Source organism: Pseudaestuariivita sp. (assembly GCF_052825805.1).
In genome coordinates this window covers 234,644-248,923 of the sequence record NZ_JBRBVB010000005.1, presented here as the reverse complement: position 1 = coordinate 248,923, position 14,280 = coordinate 234,644, and the positions used below count along the sequence as shown (strand labels likewise).

16 protein-coding genes and 1 tRNA gene are annotated in these 14,280 nt (G+C 66.7%); 10 read left to right on the top strand and 7 right to left on the bottom strand.

Annotated features, from left to right (window positions below):
* Positions 1–41 precede the first annotated feature (41 nt).
* The 5 genes from ACU0B3_RS08925 to ACU0B3_RS08905 are packed head-to-tail and all read right to left on the bottom strand — an operon-like array spanning position 42 to position 4,237.
* Positions 42–944 (bottom strand): LysR substrate-binding domain-containing protein, encoded by a 903-nt coding sequence (locus tag ACU0B3_RS08925; protein WP_446260497.1) that lies wholly within the window; start codon positions 942–944, stop codon positions 42–44.
* Between the two features lie 7 nt (positions 945–951).
* A complete protein-coding gene (locus tag ACU0B3_RS08920; protein WP_446260496.1) occupies positions 952–1,788 on the bottom strand; it encodes an alpha/beta fold hydrolase in 837 nt (278 codons plus the stop codon).
* A complete protein-coding gene (locus tag ACU0B3_RS08915) occupies positions 1,785–2,213 on the bottom strand; it encodes a hypothetical protein (RefSeq protein WP_446260495.1) in 429 nt (142 codons plus the stop codon). Before ACU0B3_RS08915 ends, ACU0B3_RS08920 begins: the two co-directional genes overlap by 4 nt.
* 3 nt (positions 2,214–2,216) lie before the next feature.
* The gene (locus ACU0B3_RS08910; RefSeq protein ID WP_446260494.1) at positions 2,217–3,377 is read right to left on the bottom strand and encodes a muconate/chloromuconate family cycloisomerase; all 1,161 of its coding nucleotides are present in this window, start codon (positions 3,375–3,377) and stop codon (positions 2,217–2,219) included.
* A 5-nt stretch (positions 3,378–3,382) separates the two neighbouring features.
* Entirely contained in the window at positions 3,383–4,237 is an 855-nt protein-coding gene (locus ACU0B3_RS08905; RefSeq protein ID WP_446260493.1) for an intradiol ring-cleavage dioxygenase, read from the bottom strand.
* A gap of 235 nt (positions 4,238–4,472) precedes the next feature.
* On the opposite strand from ACU0B3_RS08905, the gene ACU0B3_RS08900 reads away from it, so the two are divergent.
* From ACU0B3_RS08900 to ACU0B3_RS08885, 4 genes are read left to right on the top strand one after another with little or no spacing between them, the layout of a single operon-like run.
* Positions 4,473–5,210 (top strand): ABC transporter ATP-binding protein, encoded by a 738-nt coding sequence (locus ACU0B3_RS08900; RefSeq protein ID WP_446260492.1) that lies wholly within the window; start codon positions 4,473–4,475, stop codon positions 5,208–5,210.
* Positions 5,191–5,907, top strand: a complete 717-nt coding sequence (locus tag ACU0B3_RS08895; protein WP_446260491.1) for an ABC transporter ATP-binding protein — start codon at positions 5,191–5,193, stop codon at positions 5,905–5,907. The genes ACU0B3_RS08900 and ACU0B3_RS08895 overlap by 20 nt, the downstream gene beginning before the upstream one ends.
* Positions 5,907–6,773 (top strand): branched-chain amino acid ABC transporter permease, encoded by an 867-nt coding sequence (locus ACU0B3_RS08890; protein WP_446260490.1) that lies wholly within the window; start codon positions 5,907–5,909, stop codon positions 6,771–6,773. The genes ACU0B3_RS08895 and ACU0B3_RS08890 overlap by 1 nt, the downstream gene beginning before the upstream one ends.
* On the top strand, positions 6,773–7,813 hold the full coding sequence (locus ACU0B3_RS08885) for a branched-chain amino acid ABC transporter permease (RefSeq protein ID WP_446260489.1): 1,041 nt from the start codon (positions 6,773–6,775) through the stop codon (positions 7,811–7,813). The genes ACU0B3_RS08890 and ACU0B3_RS08885 overlap by 1 nt, the downstream gene beginning before the upstream one ends.
* A gap of 236 nt (positions 7,814–8,049) precedes the next feature.
* Here ACU0B3_RS08885 and ACU0B3_RS08880 read toward each other — a convergent pair whose 3' ends face one another.
* Positions 8,050–8,964 (bottom strand): LysR substrate-binding domain-containing protein, encoded by a 915-nt coding sequence (locus tag ACU0B3_RS08880; RefSeq protein WP_446260488.1) that lies wholly within the window; start codon positions 8,962–8,964, stop codon positions 8,050–8,052.
* Between the two features lie 306 nt (positions 8,965–9,270).
* Between ACU0B3_RS08880 and ACU0B3_RS08875 the strand changes: the two genes are divergently transcribed.
* The 6 genes from ACU0B3_RS08875 to ACU0B3_RS08850 all read left to right on the top strand — a co-directional run bounded on the left by ACU0B3_RS08875 (position 9,271) and on the right by ACU0B3_RS08850 (position 14,019).
* Positions 9,271–10,107 carry an isochorismatase family protein gene (locus tag ACU0B3_RS08875; RefSeq protein ID WP_446260487.1) on the top strand — a complete coding sequence of 279 codons (837 nt, stop codon included), beginning with the start codon at positions 9,271–9,273 and terminating at the stop codon, positions 10,105–10,107.
* An 81-nt stretch (positions 10,108–10,188) separates the two neighbouring features.
* Positions 10,189–10,827 (top strand): NADPH-dependent F420 reductase, encoded by a 639-nt coding sequence (locus ACU0B3_RS08870; protein WP_446260486.1) that lies wholly within the window; start codon positions 10,189–10,191, stop codon positions 10,825–10,827.
* Positions 10,828–10,863: 36 nt separating this feature from the next.
* A complete protein-coding gene (locus ACU0B3_RS08865) occupies positions 10,864–11,283 on the top strand; it encodes a DoxX family protein (protein WP_446260485.1) in 420 nt (139 codons plus the stop codon).
* A 57-nt stretch (positions 11,284–11,340) separates the two neighbouring features.
* On the top strand, positions 11,341–12,147 hold the full coding sequence (locus ACU0B3_RS08860) for a VOC family protein (protein ID WP_446260484.1): 807 nt from the start codon (positions 11,341–11,343) through the stop codon (positions 12,145–12,147).
* The gene (locus ACU0B3_RS08855; protein WP_446260483.1) at positions 12,141–13,109 is read left to right on the top strand and encodes a glutathione S-transferase family protein; all 969 of its coding nucleotides are present in this window, start codon (positions 12,141–12,143) and stop codon (positions 13,107–13,109) included. The genes ACU0B3_RS08860 and ACU0B3_RS08855 overlap by 7 nt, the downstream gene beginning before the upstream one ends.
* Positions 13,110–13,194: 85 nt before the next feature.
* Positions 13,195–14,019 (top strand): 3-keto-5-aminohexanoate cleavage protein, encoded by an 825-nt coding sequence (locus tag ACU0B3_RS08850; protein ID WP_446260482.1) that lies wholly within the window; start codon positions 13,195–13,197, stop codon positions 14,017–14,019.
* A gap of 86 nt (positions 14,020–14,105) precedes the next feature.
* On the opposite strand, the gene ACU0B3_RS08845 is transcribed toward ACU0B3_RS08850, so the two are convergent.
* Positions 14,106–14,181 (bottom strand) — tRNA-Lys (locus tag ACU0B3_RS08845).
* Positions 14,182–14,280 lie beyond the last annotated feature (99 nt).

The window sequence follows — 14,280 nt, the reverse complement described above, 5'->3', positions numbered from 1 at the left end:
GGCGCCCTTTTTGGTGCGAGAAGGTCTTTGAGGAAAGAGCCTCAGCCGCGCTTGAGCCCGCTCTTGCGGGTGTTCTTGCGCACCAGTTCGAGGAAGTTCATCACGTGCGGTGCGCGGTTGTCGATCCGGGCGTGCACGGTCAGCGCGGTGCCCGGGTTCGGGCCGTCGTATTTGCGAAAGAACACACCTGGCCGCGAGGCTTCGGCCACCGAGGCGGGGACGATCGAGACGCCCACACCCACCGCGACGAGGCTGATGGCGGTCTGGTAGTCCTGCGCCTCGACGACGTCGGTGGGCGTGAACCCGGCCTCCTTGCAGACGGCCAGCACATGGTCGGCAAAGCTCGGGCGCGGCCTGCGCGGGTAGATGATAAACGTCTCTTGCGCGAGCGCGGTGGAGGGCACAGTCTCCGAGGCGGCGAGGGGGCTGTTGTCCGGCAGTGCGAGGATCAGCGGCTCGGCGTGCAACGTCTCGCTGCGAAAGTCGTCGTCGCCCAGCGCCGGCCGCGCGATGGCCACGTCGATCTCGCGCTGGATCAGCGCGCGCGAGAGCTCTGCGTTGTTCATCGACGAGAGCGCCAGCTCGACGTTCGGAAAGTGTGTGCGAAAGGATTTCACGAGCGTCGGAAAAGGGCCGTGCGTGGCGGAGCCGACAAAGGCGATCCGCAGCCGGCCCGCGCCGCCGGCGCCGACGAGCCTAGTCTCGCGATACGCGCTGTCGAGCCGTTGCAGGATGTCGCGCGCGTGGTCGAGCAGGATCTGCCCGGCTTGCGTGATGCGGATCTGGCTGCGGCTGCGGTCGAAAAGCTGCACGCCCAGCTCGGTCTCGAGCGCCGCGATCTGGCGCGAGAGCGGCGGCTGCGCCATGTCGAGGCGCGCCGCCGCCCGGCCGAAGTGCAGCTCCTCGGCGACGGCGACGAAATATCTCAGGCGTCGAAGCTCCATATCCCTCTCAGGCGGTGACCTTGTCCAAGGCTTCCATGAAGTACGGCTTGAAGGCAACGGGGTGCTCGGACATCGGGAAATGGCCGAGGTTTTCCATGATCGCCAGTGTCGCGCCCGGGATGGCGTCCGCGGTGCGGCGCGCGTCCTCGGGTGTGCAGGTCAGATCGTAGACGCCGCACATAATGTGGACCGGAGTTTGGCCCGTGTCGATGTCCGCCAGACGTGCAGTCAGGCTCTCGTCTCGCGTGTAAAAACTGAGGTCGCCGCGAAAGACGCCGGGCCCGGACTGCATGAACATCCACTGCGTGGACCAGCGCGTGCTTTCCGGCGCCTGCGGGGCGATGTTGGCCGAGACAAGCGCGGCGCCCATCTCGCCGCCATGTGCGTCGGGGCGGTGAAACCAGTCGATATCGTACCACGCGGGCTGGAAGTCGCTGGCCTCGATGGCGATGAACCCTGCGAACTCGTCGGCGTGGCGCGCGGCCAGTTGCAGGGCGATCCGTCCGCCCATCGAGCAGCCCGCGAGGATCGGGTGGTCGAGCCCCAACGCCCGCGCCACGGCGCGGACCGTCGCGATGTAGGTGTCGGTGGTCAGAAGGTACTCCTGCGTCTCGAACCCGTCCGGCGGCAGCGACTTGCCGTGCCAGGGCATGTCGAAGGCGATCACCCGGTGACGCATGGTGACGTCGGTGTCGTTCAGAGCGAACCGCCACTGCCGCGTGTCGGCGCCGGCGGTGTGCAGGCAGAGGATCGGCTGTCCGGTCCCGGCCTCCTCGAAATAGATGCGCTGGGGTGTGCCCTCGATCTCTACCGCGAGATAGCGCCCGGTGATTGGCTCGATCATGCCGGGACCTCCACGGCGGCGGTGCGTGGCAGGGCCAGCACCTCCTTGACAAAGCGCAGCGACCGGACAAGGCACAGGATGTCCCCGTCGATCCGCGCGCGGCCGATCTTGGCGAGGCCGAAGATGTCGTGAAATCCCGGCGCCGGGCAGGGCTGCCAGAACGCGGCAAGCGCGCCGAGGTCCGTGCGCAGCGCAAAGCGCCATGGGATTTTACGGCTCGGACCTTCGATGATCTCCTCGATCCGGCCCCTGTCGAACCGCAAGTAGAACTCGGCGCCGTCCACCTCCAGCAAAATGGTCTCGGAAAAGAGTGCGCCAAGCCGTGCAAGGTGCGGGCGGGCGGCGAGCACCTCGGGCAGGGCGCGAACGCGGGCGCGCAGGTCTGCGTGGGTCAGGTCGTCTTGGATCAAGTCGTCGCGGGTCATGGATCAGGCTTTCCGGCTGAAGTCGCGCAGCGCGCCCGGGTCCGGCTGGATGCCGAGGCCCGGCCCGTCTGGCAGGTGCACGTGAAAGTCGCGGTAGATGAGGCCGTGCCGGGCAAGGTCCCGTTCGAGGATGAGCGGGCCGAAATGTTCGGTCCCCCAGCGCAGCTCCGGCAGCGTCGCAAAGGTCGCAAGGTGCGCGGCAGCGCCGATCGAGCCTTCGAGCAGGCACCCGCCGTAAAGCTCCATCCCGTGCGCGTTGGCGATGCCGGCGGTGCGCTTCATCGCAAAGGCGCCGCCCGATTTCACCAGTTTGAGCGAGAGCACCTGTCCCGCCCCGAGGCACCCGGCAAGCGCGGCCTCCTCGGCGGTGAAGACGCCCTCGTCGAGCATCAGGGGGATCTCCGATCTGCGCGCGAGCGCCGCCATGCCGCGCATCTGGCGGGCGGGCAAGGGCTGCTCGATCAGCGCGACATCGAGCTCGCGCAGCTGCGGCAAAAGGTGCAGGGCATCCGCCTCGCTCCACGCCTGGTTCACGTCGACGATCAGCGTGACCGCCGCGCCGAGCCCCTCGCGCAAGCGCACGAGGCGGGCGATGTCCTGCGCCGCGTCTGAAAAGCCGAGCTTGATCTTGAACCGGTTGAAGCGCCGCGCGCCGAGATGCGCGGCGGCCTCTTCCAGCTCTTGCTCCGCATCACCCGAGGCGAGCGCCCAGATCGCCGGAAACCGTGTGCGCACTGCGCCGCCCAGAAGGTCGGCCGCGGCCATGTCCCGCGCCTGGCCGACCGCATCGAGCGCGGCGGCCTCGATCGCGGCCTTGGCGGCGAAGTTGCGCGTGGCGGCCGCCGACATGCGCAGCTGGTTCGCCTCGAACCGCGCCGCGTCCTCCCCGATCAGGGCCGGGGCGAGGTATGTCTCGACGGTCGACTTGATCGACTCGACGCTTTCCTCCGCCCAGCGGGGACCACCAAGCGTCGCCGCCTCGCCGTAGCCGGTCACGCCGCCCTGCAGCGTCACCGCCACGATGACCACGCTCTGCACCTGGACGGAGGTGTTCGACAGCCTGTGCCGCCGCAGCGTCGGGATGTCGACGATCCGGGCGGAGATCTCCCGGATCGACATGTCGCGCTGGCGCGGTGCAAGCTCAATTCCGCCCGGGTGGTTCATCCGCCTTACTCCGCCGCCACGGCCAAGGGTTTGAGGACGAAGTCGAACTCCATCTCCAGATCGACCCCGTCGCGGTCCGAGGCGTGCATCTTGCCGATCAGGCTCTCCTTGACGGCAAAGACGCTGTCGTTGTCGAGGTACTTGGTATCGGCGTCGTAGATCTGGGTGATCAGCGGCTGGTAGCCCGGCACCGAGATCATGAAATGGATGTGCCCGGGCCGCCAGGGGTGGTGACCCATGTAGTTCAACAGCTCGCCCGCCGCGCCATCATAGGGGATGGGATAGGGTTCGGGGCGCAGGCCCACGAAGGCGAATTCGCCCTGACCCGTCGTCTCAAACCGGCCGCGCAGGTTGTAGTCGGGCTGGTTGGGGTCCTGCTGCTCGTAAAGCCCGTTGGGCGCGTCCTCCCAGACGTCGACCGTCACGTGCGGCAGAGGCGCGCCATCGGTGTCGACGACCTTGCCGTGCACGTAGACCTTTTCGTGGCCCGGAAAGTCCTTTTGGATGATCGAGGCACCGTTCGGCAGGACGGGCGCGTTTTCGCGATAGAACGGCCCGAGGACCGTGCTCTCGCTTTCGCCATGGGTCACCTTGTGATCGAGCATGTCGACCAGGACCTCGACGCCGAGGATGTCGGAGATCAGGATGAATTCGTTGCGTGCGTCGTCCGAGATGTCGCCCGCGCGGCGCATGAATTCGCACGCCTGCAGCCATTCGGCGTGGCTCAGGTTCACGTCCTTGCAGAAGGCGTGCACGTGTTTGAGCAGCGACGCCATGACCTCGCGGTTGCGCGGGGCGATTTCCGTGGACATGGAGCCGACGACGGCCTCCGTGATGTTGTCGAGTGTGATGTTGCGCATGAGGCCCTCCCGTTTAAAGCCGCCGTATCTGTGTCGGCACCATTTTCGGTGCGACCGACTGTGCCTCTGACTGTGCCTGCCGGGGCCGGCAAAACCTATACCCCGGGCAGTATCGCGGCTTACCCAGAGGGTATCACGCAGCGTCCAGATGCACGTCTCAGGTATGACGCGAGACCGGCGCGGGTATTGCGTGCGCGGGCGTCCCGCGTGCCTTTTGGGGTCGGGAGGACGCGTTATGACATCACTTCTGCAAGCTCAGGGCCTCAGCCGATCCTTCGGCGCACTCAAAGTCACGGACGACGTGACCTTTGCGCTGGAGCCAGGTGAGGCGGTCGGGATCCTCGGTCCCAACGGCGCGGGCAAGAGCACGCTCTTTGCGCTGATCGCCGGGACGCTGGCGCCTTCGGCAGGCACCGTCGCCTTTCTCGGGCAGGACGTGTCCGCGTTGCCGGCCTCTCAGAGGTGCCGCCGCGGGATCGGGCGCTCGTTCCAGATCCCGCATCCCTTCGTGGGGATGAGCGTCTTTGAAAATCTGCTGGTCGCGGCCTCTTTCGGAGACACAGGCGCGCGAGGCAGAAAGGCGCGGTGCCGCGACGTGCTCGCGCAGACCGGGCTTTTGGCCAAGGCGGACCAAATGGCGGGCGCGCTGAGCCTTCTCGAGCGCAAGCGCCTCGAGCTGGCGCGCGCCATGGCGACGAACCCGAGGCTCCTTTTGCTCGACGAGATCGCGGGAGGGCTCACCCATGCCGAGTGCGATGCGCTTGTCGCGCTGATCCGGCAGCTGAGGGAGGACGGCGTCGCGATCCTCTGGATCGAGCACGTGCTGCATGCGCTCACGCAAGTGGTCGAGCGCCTGCTGGTCCTCGACCGGGGGCGACTGATTGCCGACGGCGCGCCGGACGACGTCCTGTCGCGTGCCGATGTGCGGGAGATTTACCTGGGAGGATCAGACGATGTCGCAACCGCTGCTTGAGGTGCGGGACGCCACCGCGCAGTACGGCGCGTTTCAGGCGCTCTTCGGGGTCTCGTTCACGCTTCATGCCGCCGATGTGCTGGCCATCGTGGGCGCAAACGGGGCCGGCAAGTCGACTCTGCTCAAGACGATCACCGGGCTCTTGCCGGCGCGGGACGCGTCGGTGACGTTCGCAGGTCAGGACCTGTCCGGGCTCCGGCCCGAGATGATCCACCGCAAGGGCATCGCGATGGTGCCGGAGGGGCGGCGCCTCTTTGCGTCGCTGACGGTCGAGGAGAATCTGCAGATCGGCGCGCTTGGCGCTCGGACGGGGCCGTGGTCGCTGGAGCAGGTCTACGATCTTTTCCCCGATCTCGCGGCCAAGCGCCGGAACCTCGGCACGGCGCTTTCGGGCGGTCAGCAGCAGATGGTGGCGGTGGGCCGTGCGCTGATGTCGAACCCGCGGCTGCTGCTCTGCGACGAGCTGAGCCTGGGGCTGTCCCCCAAGGTCGTGCACGACATTTACGCGGCGCTGCCGCAAATCCGCGCGCACGGGACTGCGCTCATCATCGTCGAGCAGGACGTGCACCGCGCCAAGGCGTCGGCGGACCGCATCCTGTGCATGCAGGACGGGCGCGTGACGCTCGAAGGGGCGGCCGACGCGCTGAGCCTCGACCGCATTGCCGAGGCGTATTTCGGAACAGAGGAGGCCGCCTGATGGATTTGGTCAACGTCATCGTTCAGGGCATCTTGCTGGGCGGTCTCTACGCGCTTTTTGCCGCCGGGCTGTCGCTGATGTTCGGGGTCATGCGGTTCGTGAACATCGCCCATGGCGATTTCATCGTGGTTGCCGCCTACCTGATCTTTACGGCCGTGCTGATGCTGGGGCTGCACCCTTTTGCGGGCGTCGGCCTCGTCGTGCTGGTCATGGGGCTGGCGGGGTACGGCGGGCAGCGGCTCTTGCTGAACCGGGTGCTGGGCAAGGACATCTTGCCGCCGATCCTCGTGACCTTCGGCATCTCGATCGTGCTGCAGAACAGCCTCCTCGAGGTCTACAGCGCCGACAGCCAGCGGATCTCGCCCGGCGCATTCGAGACGGCGTCGCTGCGCCTGAGCGAGGAGATCGCGGTGGGAGCGCTGCCCCTTTTGATGTTCGTGGTGGCCGTCGCCGTGATCGGCGCGCTGCATCTGGTCTTTTATTGGACGGCGCTCGGGCGGCTCCTGCGCGCCACCTCGGACGATCCGGAGATCGTCCCGCTGATGGGCGGCTCGAACGCGCATGCTTTTGCGCTTGCCACGATGCTGGCCAGCGCGGTTGTCGGGATTGCGGGTATCCTCATGGCGATGAAGACGAACTTTGACCCGACCATGGGACCGTCGCGCCTGCTCTTTGCCTTCGAGGCGGTCATCATCGGCGGCATGGGCAACCTCTGGGGGACCTTGCTGGGCGGGATCATCCTCGGCGTTGCGCAGACCTTGGGCGGGTATATCGACCCCGGGTTTCAGGTGCTCGCGGGCCATCTCGTCTTTCTCTTGATCCTGGTGCTGCGTCCGCAGGGCCTCATGCCGAAAGGTGCCGTCTGATGCGTGATGCAACGATCCTTGCCCCCGGTTCTGGCCAAAAGGGCCGCGCAGGCCGGGCCATGTTCCGCGGTTTCGCGCCGTTGGCGCTGGCTGTGCTGATCGCCGCGCTGGCGGCGGCGCCGCTGTGGGCGGGGCGCGCGGACCTGCGGCTGATGATGGAGCTTTTCAGCTTTCTCGCGCTGGCGAGCATGTGGAACCTGCTGGCCGGGTACACCGGTCTGATCTCGGTCGGGCAGCAGGCGTTTGTCGGGCTGGGCGGCTACCTCTTTTTCGCGCTCGCGATGTTCCTCGGGCTGCACCCGCTGATCGCGATGCCGGTGGCAGCGCTTTTGACGATGCTGCTGGCGGTGCCGACCGGATGGATCGCCTTTCGCCTGCAGGGCGCTTATTTCGCGATCGGCACTTGGGTGATCGCGGAGGTCTATCGGCTGGGCTTTGCGCAGGTCCCGGCGCTGGGGGGAGGCTCGGGCACGTCGCTGCCGACGGCCATTGCCAAGTCGCTCGCGGACGGGCGCATGATGCGTGAATACGTGATGTTCTGGATCGCGCTTGGCCTTGCCGTGGCGTCGGTGCTGGGCGTGTGGCTGCTGCTGCGCTCGCGCTGGGGGCTGGCGCTCACGGCGATCCGGGACAGCGGCGAGGCGGCCGAGAGCCTTGGCGTGCCGACGCGCCGGGTCACGTTCCTCGTCTACGTCGGGACTGCGGGCTTCACGGCGGCGGTAGGCGCATTCATCTTTCTGCAAAAGCTGCGCATCTCGCCGGAGGCGGCGTTCAGCGTGAACGACTGGACGGCGTTTGTGATCTTTATCGTCGTGATCGGCGGGATCGGGACCATCGAGGGGCCTATCGTCGGGGTGCTCGTGTTCTTTTTCCTGCGCGAGACCTTTGCCGATTACGGGACCTGGTACCTGATCGGGCTTGGCCTGACGGCCATCGCGGTCATGCTGGTGGACCGGCGCGGCATCTGGGGCGCCTTGCGGGCGCGCGGTATGCCGACGCTCTTTCCCACGCAGCGCAGGTGTCCGGGCGACGAGGGATAAAGGAGGTGACTTTAAATCTGATCCCTTCGAAACGGTTGTGCACGCGCCGACCCGAGGGGTGGCGCATCGCGCCGCCCGTTTTGCCGGAGGCAAACCTTCGGTTTGACGGGGGCGGGTCATGCCAGAGGCATGCCGTCAGCATGACGCGGCCTGACAGTGCCTGTCAGGCGGGTGCATTGATCTTGGCGAGCTTCAATCAGGTCTACGGTCGCGTGAAATAGGCGCCTCTCTGCCCGTCAAGCGTCCAGAAACGTCGCCCAGCTTTCGAGTTCCGAGAACCGTGCGCTCAAGTGGTCGATGAAGGCGCGCACGCGCGGCGGCATGTACCGGGCGTCGAGGTAGACCGCGTGGATGTCGAGCCGGAGGGATGCAAAATCCGCGAGGACACGCGCCAGCCGGCCGGCCGAGATGTCCTGCGCCACGGCATAGTCGGGGCAAAGTGCCAGCCCCTTGCCAGCTATCGCGAGGTCACGGGACGCCGTGGCGCTGTTGACTGCAAAGGTGCTTTGCACGGCGACGCGGCGAGACACGCCGTCGATCACAAACGGCCAGCCGGACCCGGACCGCAGGTTGGTGTCGCGGACGCAGGCATGTCCCTTAAGATCGCGCGGATGGGACGGGGTGCCGGATGCCGCGAGATAGTCTGGCGCCGCGACCGCCCAGAGTTCGGTCGTGGCAAGCCGCCGGGCGATCATCGACGTGTCGCTGAGCGTGCCGATACGGATGGCGAGGTCGAACCCTTCCTCGGCCATGTCGACGTAGCGGTCGCTGAGCTGGGTGTTGACGGAAATGTTCGGGTGCTGCGCCTGGAACTCCATCAGGAGCGGCTGCACGTAGAGCGCGCCAAAGCTGGCCGGCGCCGAGACACGCAGCTCGCCCGACATCTCGGCACGCCCGCCTTTGATCCCGGCCTCGAGCGCGTCGAACTGCTCCAGCACACGGGTGCATTGCGCGTAGTAGCGCTCGCCGGTTTCCGTCAGTCCCAGCTGCCGCGTCGTGCGGTGCAAAAGCTTGGTTCTGAGCCGGTCCTCGAGCTGGCCGACGTACTTGCTCACCAGCTTTTTCGAGATGCCGAGACGGTCCGACGCGGCGGTGAAGGAGCCTGTCTCCACCGCTGCCACGAAGGTGCGCATTCCGTCGATCGTGTCCATTTATTGTGAATATTTTGGCGAAAGTCATTCGTCAATAGAGACGTTTATCGCCGTAATCAAAGCCGCCATCTTGGGATCACAGACAGCGAGACGGGCGCAGCCGAGACACCTCCCGGCGCCAAGCCCTCATCGCGATCTGCCGAAACCAGAAAGGACCACGGCCATGCGCCAGACGCACCCCACGCCCATCGCGCCCCTCAGGCCTCCCGCGCACGGCATCGCCCGTGACGCCCTCTTGATGGCCCGGGTGACGTTGCCCGCGCCGCTGCCGCCTGTCCGGTCACAGCACACAAAGGAATGCACCCGATGAAATCCCTCGTCACCTCCGCACTTGTCGCCTCCGCGCTTTTCACCCTCGCGGCCACCGCTGCCAGCGCGCAGGACCGCCCCGCCGACATCGTCAGCCCAATCACCGACGGCTATCTCGCCCCCGAAATCGGCGCCGACGCGGCCTTGGCCAATGGCACCTACGCCTACGTGCCGCCGACGCCGGACAATGCGATCATGCTCTTTATCGATCACCAGATCGGACTGATGGCCGGCATCCGCGATTTCAACGCGCTCTCGGAGTACAAGAACAACGTGGTCGGCCTCGCCAAGATCGCCGATGCGCTCGATATCCCGGTCCTGCTGACCACCTCGAACGCACAGTGGCAGAACGGCGACATCCTGCCCGAGCTCAAGGAGATCTTCGCGGACGCGCCGATCTACCGGCGCACCGGGATCATCAACGCCTATGCGGACCCGACCTTTCGCCGTGCGCTCCTCGATCTGATGGAGGAGACCGGGCGCACCCATGTGATCGTCTCGGGTGTGACGATCGGGACCTGCGTGATCTTTCCGGTGCTCTCGATGCTGAACGACGGGATTGCGCATGTGCACCCTGTCGTGGACGCGTCGGGTGCCTGGTCGGCCTACGAGGCGGACGCCGCGATGGCGCGCATGTCGGCGGCGGGCGCTGAGCTGCAGTCCGTCTTTGCGCTGGGTGCCGAGCTGCAGGCCGATTGGAAGACGGACACCGCGACGGCCATGCTCGACCCGTTCGTGAACCACCTGCCGGAATACGGCTTCGTGCTGCAGAACTTTTGGAACAACGCGGGTGAGGCGCCGCTGGTCGCCGATCCCTTTGGCGTGACGCGCTGAGGCGCCGCGCCCCCCTCGTCCCCGGCCGCGTCCCTCCCGCGCGGTCGGGGGCAATCTCCCCTCGCAAAGTCAGGTAACCCCATGAACATCGCAATCATCGGCACGGGCAACATCGCATCCGGCCTCGCACGCACCTTTGGCAGGACGTCCCACGGCGTCGCCCTTGCAGGGCGCACTTTGGACAAGGCCGAGGCGCTTGCCGAGACGCTCCACGCTGAGGCCGGCATCCGGGTGCAGGCGGCAGACATTCCCACTGCCGTCTCCGCCGCAGACGTCATCCTGTTTGCCTTGCCTTTCGAGGCCGCGCTGATACTTGGCGCCACAGCCGCGTTCGACGGCAAGATCGTCATCGATGTCACCAATCCGCTGACCGCGGATTTCTCCGGCCTCACGCTTGGACACGACACGTCCGCCGCCGAAGAGATCCAGCGCGCGCTTCCCGGCGCCACCGTCGTCAAGGCGTTCAACACCGTCTTTGCGCAAGTCTACGCGGAGGGTCTCGACTTTGGCGGACGCAAGGCGCCGGCCTTTGTGGCGGCGGACGATACAGCGGCGAAAGACGTCGTGCTCGGCCTTGCGTGCGATGGCGGCTTTGACCCGGTCGATGCCGGCGCGCTGGCCAATGCGCGCTACCTCGAGCCGCTTGCCGCGCTCAACATCCAGTTCGGTTACATGCTGGGTCAGGGCACGCAGATCGTGCCCGCCTGGCTGTCGCGCTGATCCTCACATCTCTCACTGAATCAAAGGACCATCCTGATGATTTATCTCAAGACCGCCACCTATGCCGCCTTTGCCCTGAGCGTGTCGACCGGGCTGCTGTTTCTCGCACACGGCCTCCTTAAAGTGTTCGTGTTCACCATCCCCGGCACCGTCGGCTTTTTCGAAAGCCTCGGCCTGCCCGGAGCCCTCGCCTACGCCGTGATCGCAGCCGAGCTTTTGGGCGGGCTCGCCCTGATCCTGGGGATCGCCGTGCGTTTCGTCTCGCTTGCGCTCGTTCCGATGCTGATCGGGGCGGCCTGGGTGCATGCCGGCAACGGCTGGCTCTTTTCCAACGAGAACGGAGGCTGGGCATTCCCGGTCTTCTGGGCGGCGGTCCAGCTCGCGCTTGCGCTGACAGGCCCGGGCGCGGCTGCTCTCCGCCTTCCCAAAGCCTCCGTCCGCGCAGTTGCGGCCTGACGCCTGCCCGGTGCGCTGCCACGCGCGGCGCACCTTTTCAGCCAAGGAGGATCGCAGATGATCCACGACCCACACCCCCGCTTTGATCTGGCCACCGCACCCCTGTCGATTGCCAGCGTGACGCTTGTAGTGCGCGACTTGCCCCGCATGGTCCACTTTTACCGCGATGTGATCGGGCTGACCGTTCTGGACAGCACGGCGACCGCGACCACACTTGGCACCGAGCGGCCCCTTCTGACGCTACAGCTGGACACAGGAGCAGAGCCGCAAAACTCTCGAACGCCGGGCCTCTTTCACACGGCCTTTCTCGTCCCTGACCGTGCGGACCTCGGCACCTGGCTGCGGCACGCGGCGAGCTATGGGGTCTTTCCCTACGGCGCGTCGGATCACAACGTTTCCGAAGCGCTCTACCTCGACGACCCCGAAGGCAACGGGATCGAGCTTTATGCCGATCGCCCTGTCACGGCTTGGACGGATGCGGACGGGGCGCTCCACATGCCGAGCCTGCGCCTCGACCTCGCCAGTCTATCAGCCCGTTCGGTCTGGAGGGCAGCGCCCCGCGACATGTGTATCGGCCACGTCCACCTGAGGACCACGGACATTCCCGCCGCCGAAGCCTTTTGGACCGCGCTCGGGATGGAGGTGACCGCACGCTATCCCGGTGCCAGTTTCTTTGGAGCAGGGGGCTACCACCACCAGATCGCCGCCAACGTCTGGACGAGCGGCGGCCAGCCGCCCCGGCGCGCCGGGATGGCCGGCCTCTCGGCGCTGACCATCGCCGCAGATGTCGCGGCACCTCAGGTGCTCGAGGCCCCCTCCGGCGTGCGCGTCACCCTTACGCCAAAAGGAGCGCACCCATGCTGATCGACGGGACATGGACGGCCAACTGGCACCCGGTGCAGGCCAAGGACAGCGAAGGCCGCTTTGTCCGGCAGACCTCCAGCTTTCGCAACTGGATCACCCCGGACGGCAGCCCCGGTCCCACCGGCACCGGCGGCTTCAAGGCCGAGGCGGGACGCTACCACCTCTACGTCGCGCTCATCTGCCCCTGGGCCTCGCGGACGTTGATTGCGCGCAGCCTCAATGGCCTGACGGACCTCATCCCGGTGACCGTCCTTGAGCCCTTCCTGACCGACGAGGGCTGGCGCTTTGGCGACTTTCCCGGCGCCTCGCGGGACCCCCTCATGGGCGCGCGCCACCTGCACGAGATCTACACCCGCGCCGCGCCGTCCTACACCGGGCGCGCCACCGTGCCGGTCCTGTGGGACAAAGCCCGCGGCACCATCGTCAACAACGAAAGCGCCGACATCCTGCGCATGTTCGACACCGCCTTTGCCGGGCTGGCGCCAAGCGCATACGCCCTCTACCCTCAAGGCCGCGCCAGTGAGATCGACGCCCTGAATGCCTGGCTCTACGACACGCTCAACAACGGCGTCTACAAGGCCGGCTTCGCCACGTCCCAACGCGCTTACGAAGAGGCCGTCACCGCCGTCTTCGACGCACTCAGCCGGCTCGAGGCGCGGCTCTCGGACGGGCGCGCCTTCCTCTTTGGTGACCGGCTGACCGAAAGCGACATCCGCCTCTTCGTCACCACGGTGCGGTTCGACGCCGCCTACCACGGCCTCTTCAAGACGAACCTCAGCCGCATCGCGGACCACCCGCATCTGCAACGCCACCTCGACAGGATGCTGCGCATCCCCGAGGTCGCGGCCACCGTGAACATGACCCACATCAAGACCGGCTATTATTCGATCAAGGCCCTCAACCCGAGCGGGATCGTGCCGCTTGGCCCCATGCCGGACCCGGCGCGCCTCGCCGCCGAGTGACACGCCGGCGCGGCGGGTATGCCCTGATACGGCGACACCGCGGACCCAGCCGGCCTAGACACCGCATAGCCCACAAGGAACGCCCATGAAACCCGCCATCATCTGCGTCGCCACCACCGGCTCCCTGCCGCAAAAGTCGGACAATCCCGCGGTGCCGATCTCCATTGGCGAGCAGATCGAGAGCACGCACGCCGCGTTCGAGGCCGGCGCCAGCATCGCGCATTGCCACGTGCGGCAGGAGGATGGCCAGCCGACCTCCGATCCCGCCCGCTTTGCCGCACTGCTCGAGGGGCTCAGGCGGCATTGTCCCGGCATGATCCTGCAGGTCTCGACCGGTGGCCGCTCCGGCGCCGGGCGCGACCGCGGCGGGATGCTCTCCCTCCGCCCCGACATGGCGTCGCTGTCGGTTGGGTCGGTCAACTTTCCCACCCGCGTCTACGAGAACGCGCCGGACCTCGTGGCCTGGCTTGCGAGCGAGATGACCATGCACGGTATCACGCCGGAGATCGAGGCATTCGACCTCAGCCACATCCTGAACGCCATTGCGTTGCACAAGGCGGGCATGCTGCCCGGCCGGCTCTACATCCAGATCGTCATGGGGGTGAAGAACGCCTTGCCCGCCGACCGCGCCGTCTTTGACATGCTGGTCGATGTGATCGAGGCGCGCGCGCCGCACGCGCAGTGGTGTGCTGCCGGCATCGGTGCGCAGCAGCTGCCGCTCAACAGGTGGGCCGCCGAGCGGGGCGGGCACCTGCGCACCGGGCTCGAAGACAACGTCCGGCTGGACCGCACAACCCTCGCCCCCTCCAACGCCGCGCTCGTGCGCCGCGCGGTGGATGCCGTCCTCGCGGCCGGCCGCACGGTCGCCACCCCGGATGAGGCGCGCGCGATGCTCGGACTGGAGAGCTAGGCAAGTCACGGCTGCGCGGCTTCAGCCAAAGCCACGGCTTTCGCATGTTCTCAACACGCTTTTGCACACATGTCGGAGGGTATCAGTGGTGAGCCGTGTAGGATTCGAACCTACGACCCACTGATTAAAAGTCAGTTGCTCTACCAACTGAGCTAACGGCCCACGAGCGGCGGTTTAGAAACAGCGCCCGATGCGGTCAACCCCCCTCTGCGGACATTCGCGCGCACGGGGTGGAATTGCCGCACTTGCCCCCGTATATCG

Bases quoted from the DNA above. Each gene is read 5' to 3' on its own strand.
- ACU0B3_RS08925 (WP_446260497.1), bottom strand. From the start codon at position 944: ATGGAGCTTCGACGCCTGAGATATTTCGTCGCCGTCGCCGAGGAGCTG.
- ACU0B3_RS08855 (WP_446260483.1), top strand. From the start codon at position 12,141: ATGCTGATCGACGGGACATGGACGGCCAACTGGCACCCGGTGCAGGCC.
- ACU0B3_RS08850 (WP_446260482.1), top strand. From the start codon at position 13,195: ATGAAACCCGCCATCATCTGCGTCGCCACCACCGGCTCCCTGCCGCAA.
- ACU0B3_RS08905 (WP_446260493.1), bottom strand. From the start codon at position 4,237: ATGCGCAACATCACACTCGACAACATCACGGAGGCCGTCGTCGGCTCC.
- ACU0B3_RS08885 (WP_446260489.1), top strand. From the start codon at position 6,773: ATGCGTGATGCAACGATCCTTGCCCCCGGTTCTGGCCAAAAGGGCCGC.
- ACU0B3_RS08895 (WP_446260491.1), top strand. From the start codon at position 5,191: ATGTCGCAACCGCTGCTTGAGGTGCGGGACGCCACCGCGCAGTACGGC.
- ACU0B3_RS08860 (WP_446260484.1), top strand. From the start codon at position 11,341: ATGATCCACGACCCACACCCCCGCTTTGATCTGGCCACCGCACCCCTG.
- ACU0B3_RS08920 (WP_446260496.1), bottom strand. From the start codon at position 1,788: ATGATCGAGCCAATCACCGGGCGCTATCTCGCGGTAGAGATCGAGGGC.
- ACU0B3_RS08880 (WP_446260488.1), bottom strand. From the start codon at position 8,964: ATGGACACGATCGACGGAATGCGCACCTTCGTGGCAGCGGTGGAGACA.
- ACU0B3_RS08870 (WP_446260486.1), top strand. From the start codon at position 10,189: ATGAACATCGCAATCATCGGCACGGGCAACATCGCATCCGGCCTCGCA.
- ACU0B3_RS08875 (WP_446260487.1), top strand. From the start codon at position 9,271: ATGAAATCCCTCGTCACCTCCGCACTTGTCGCCTCCGCGCTTTTCACC.
- ACU0B3_RS08865 (WP_446260485.1), top strand. From the start codon at position 10,864: ATGATTTATCTCAAGACCGCCACCTATGCCGCCTTTGCCCTGAGCGTG.
- ACU0B3_RS08900 (WP_446260492.1), top strand. From the start codon at position 4,473: ATGACATCACTTCTGCAAGCTCAGGGCCTCAGCCGATCCTTCGGCGCA.
- ACU0B3_RS08910 (WP_446260494.1), bottom strand. From the start codon at position 3,377: ATGAACCACCCGGGCGGAATTGAGCTTGCACCGCGCCAGCGCGACATG.
- ACU0B3_RS08890 (WP_446260490.1), top strand. From the start codon at position 5,907: ATGGATTTGGTCAACGTCATCGTTCAGGGCATCTTGCTGGGCGGTCTC.
- ACU0B3_RS08915 (WP_446260495.1), bottom strand. From the start codon at position 2,213: ATGACCCGCGACGACTTGATCCAAGACGACCTGACCCACGCAGACCTG.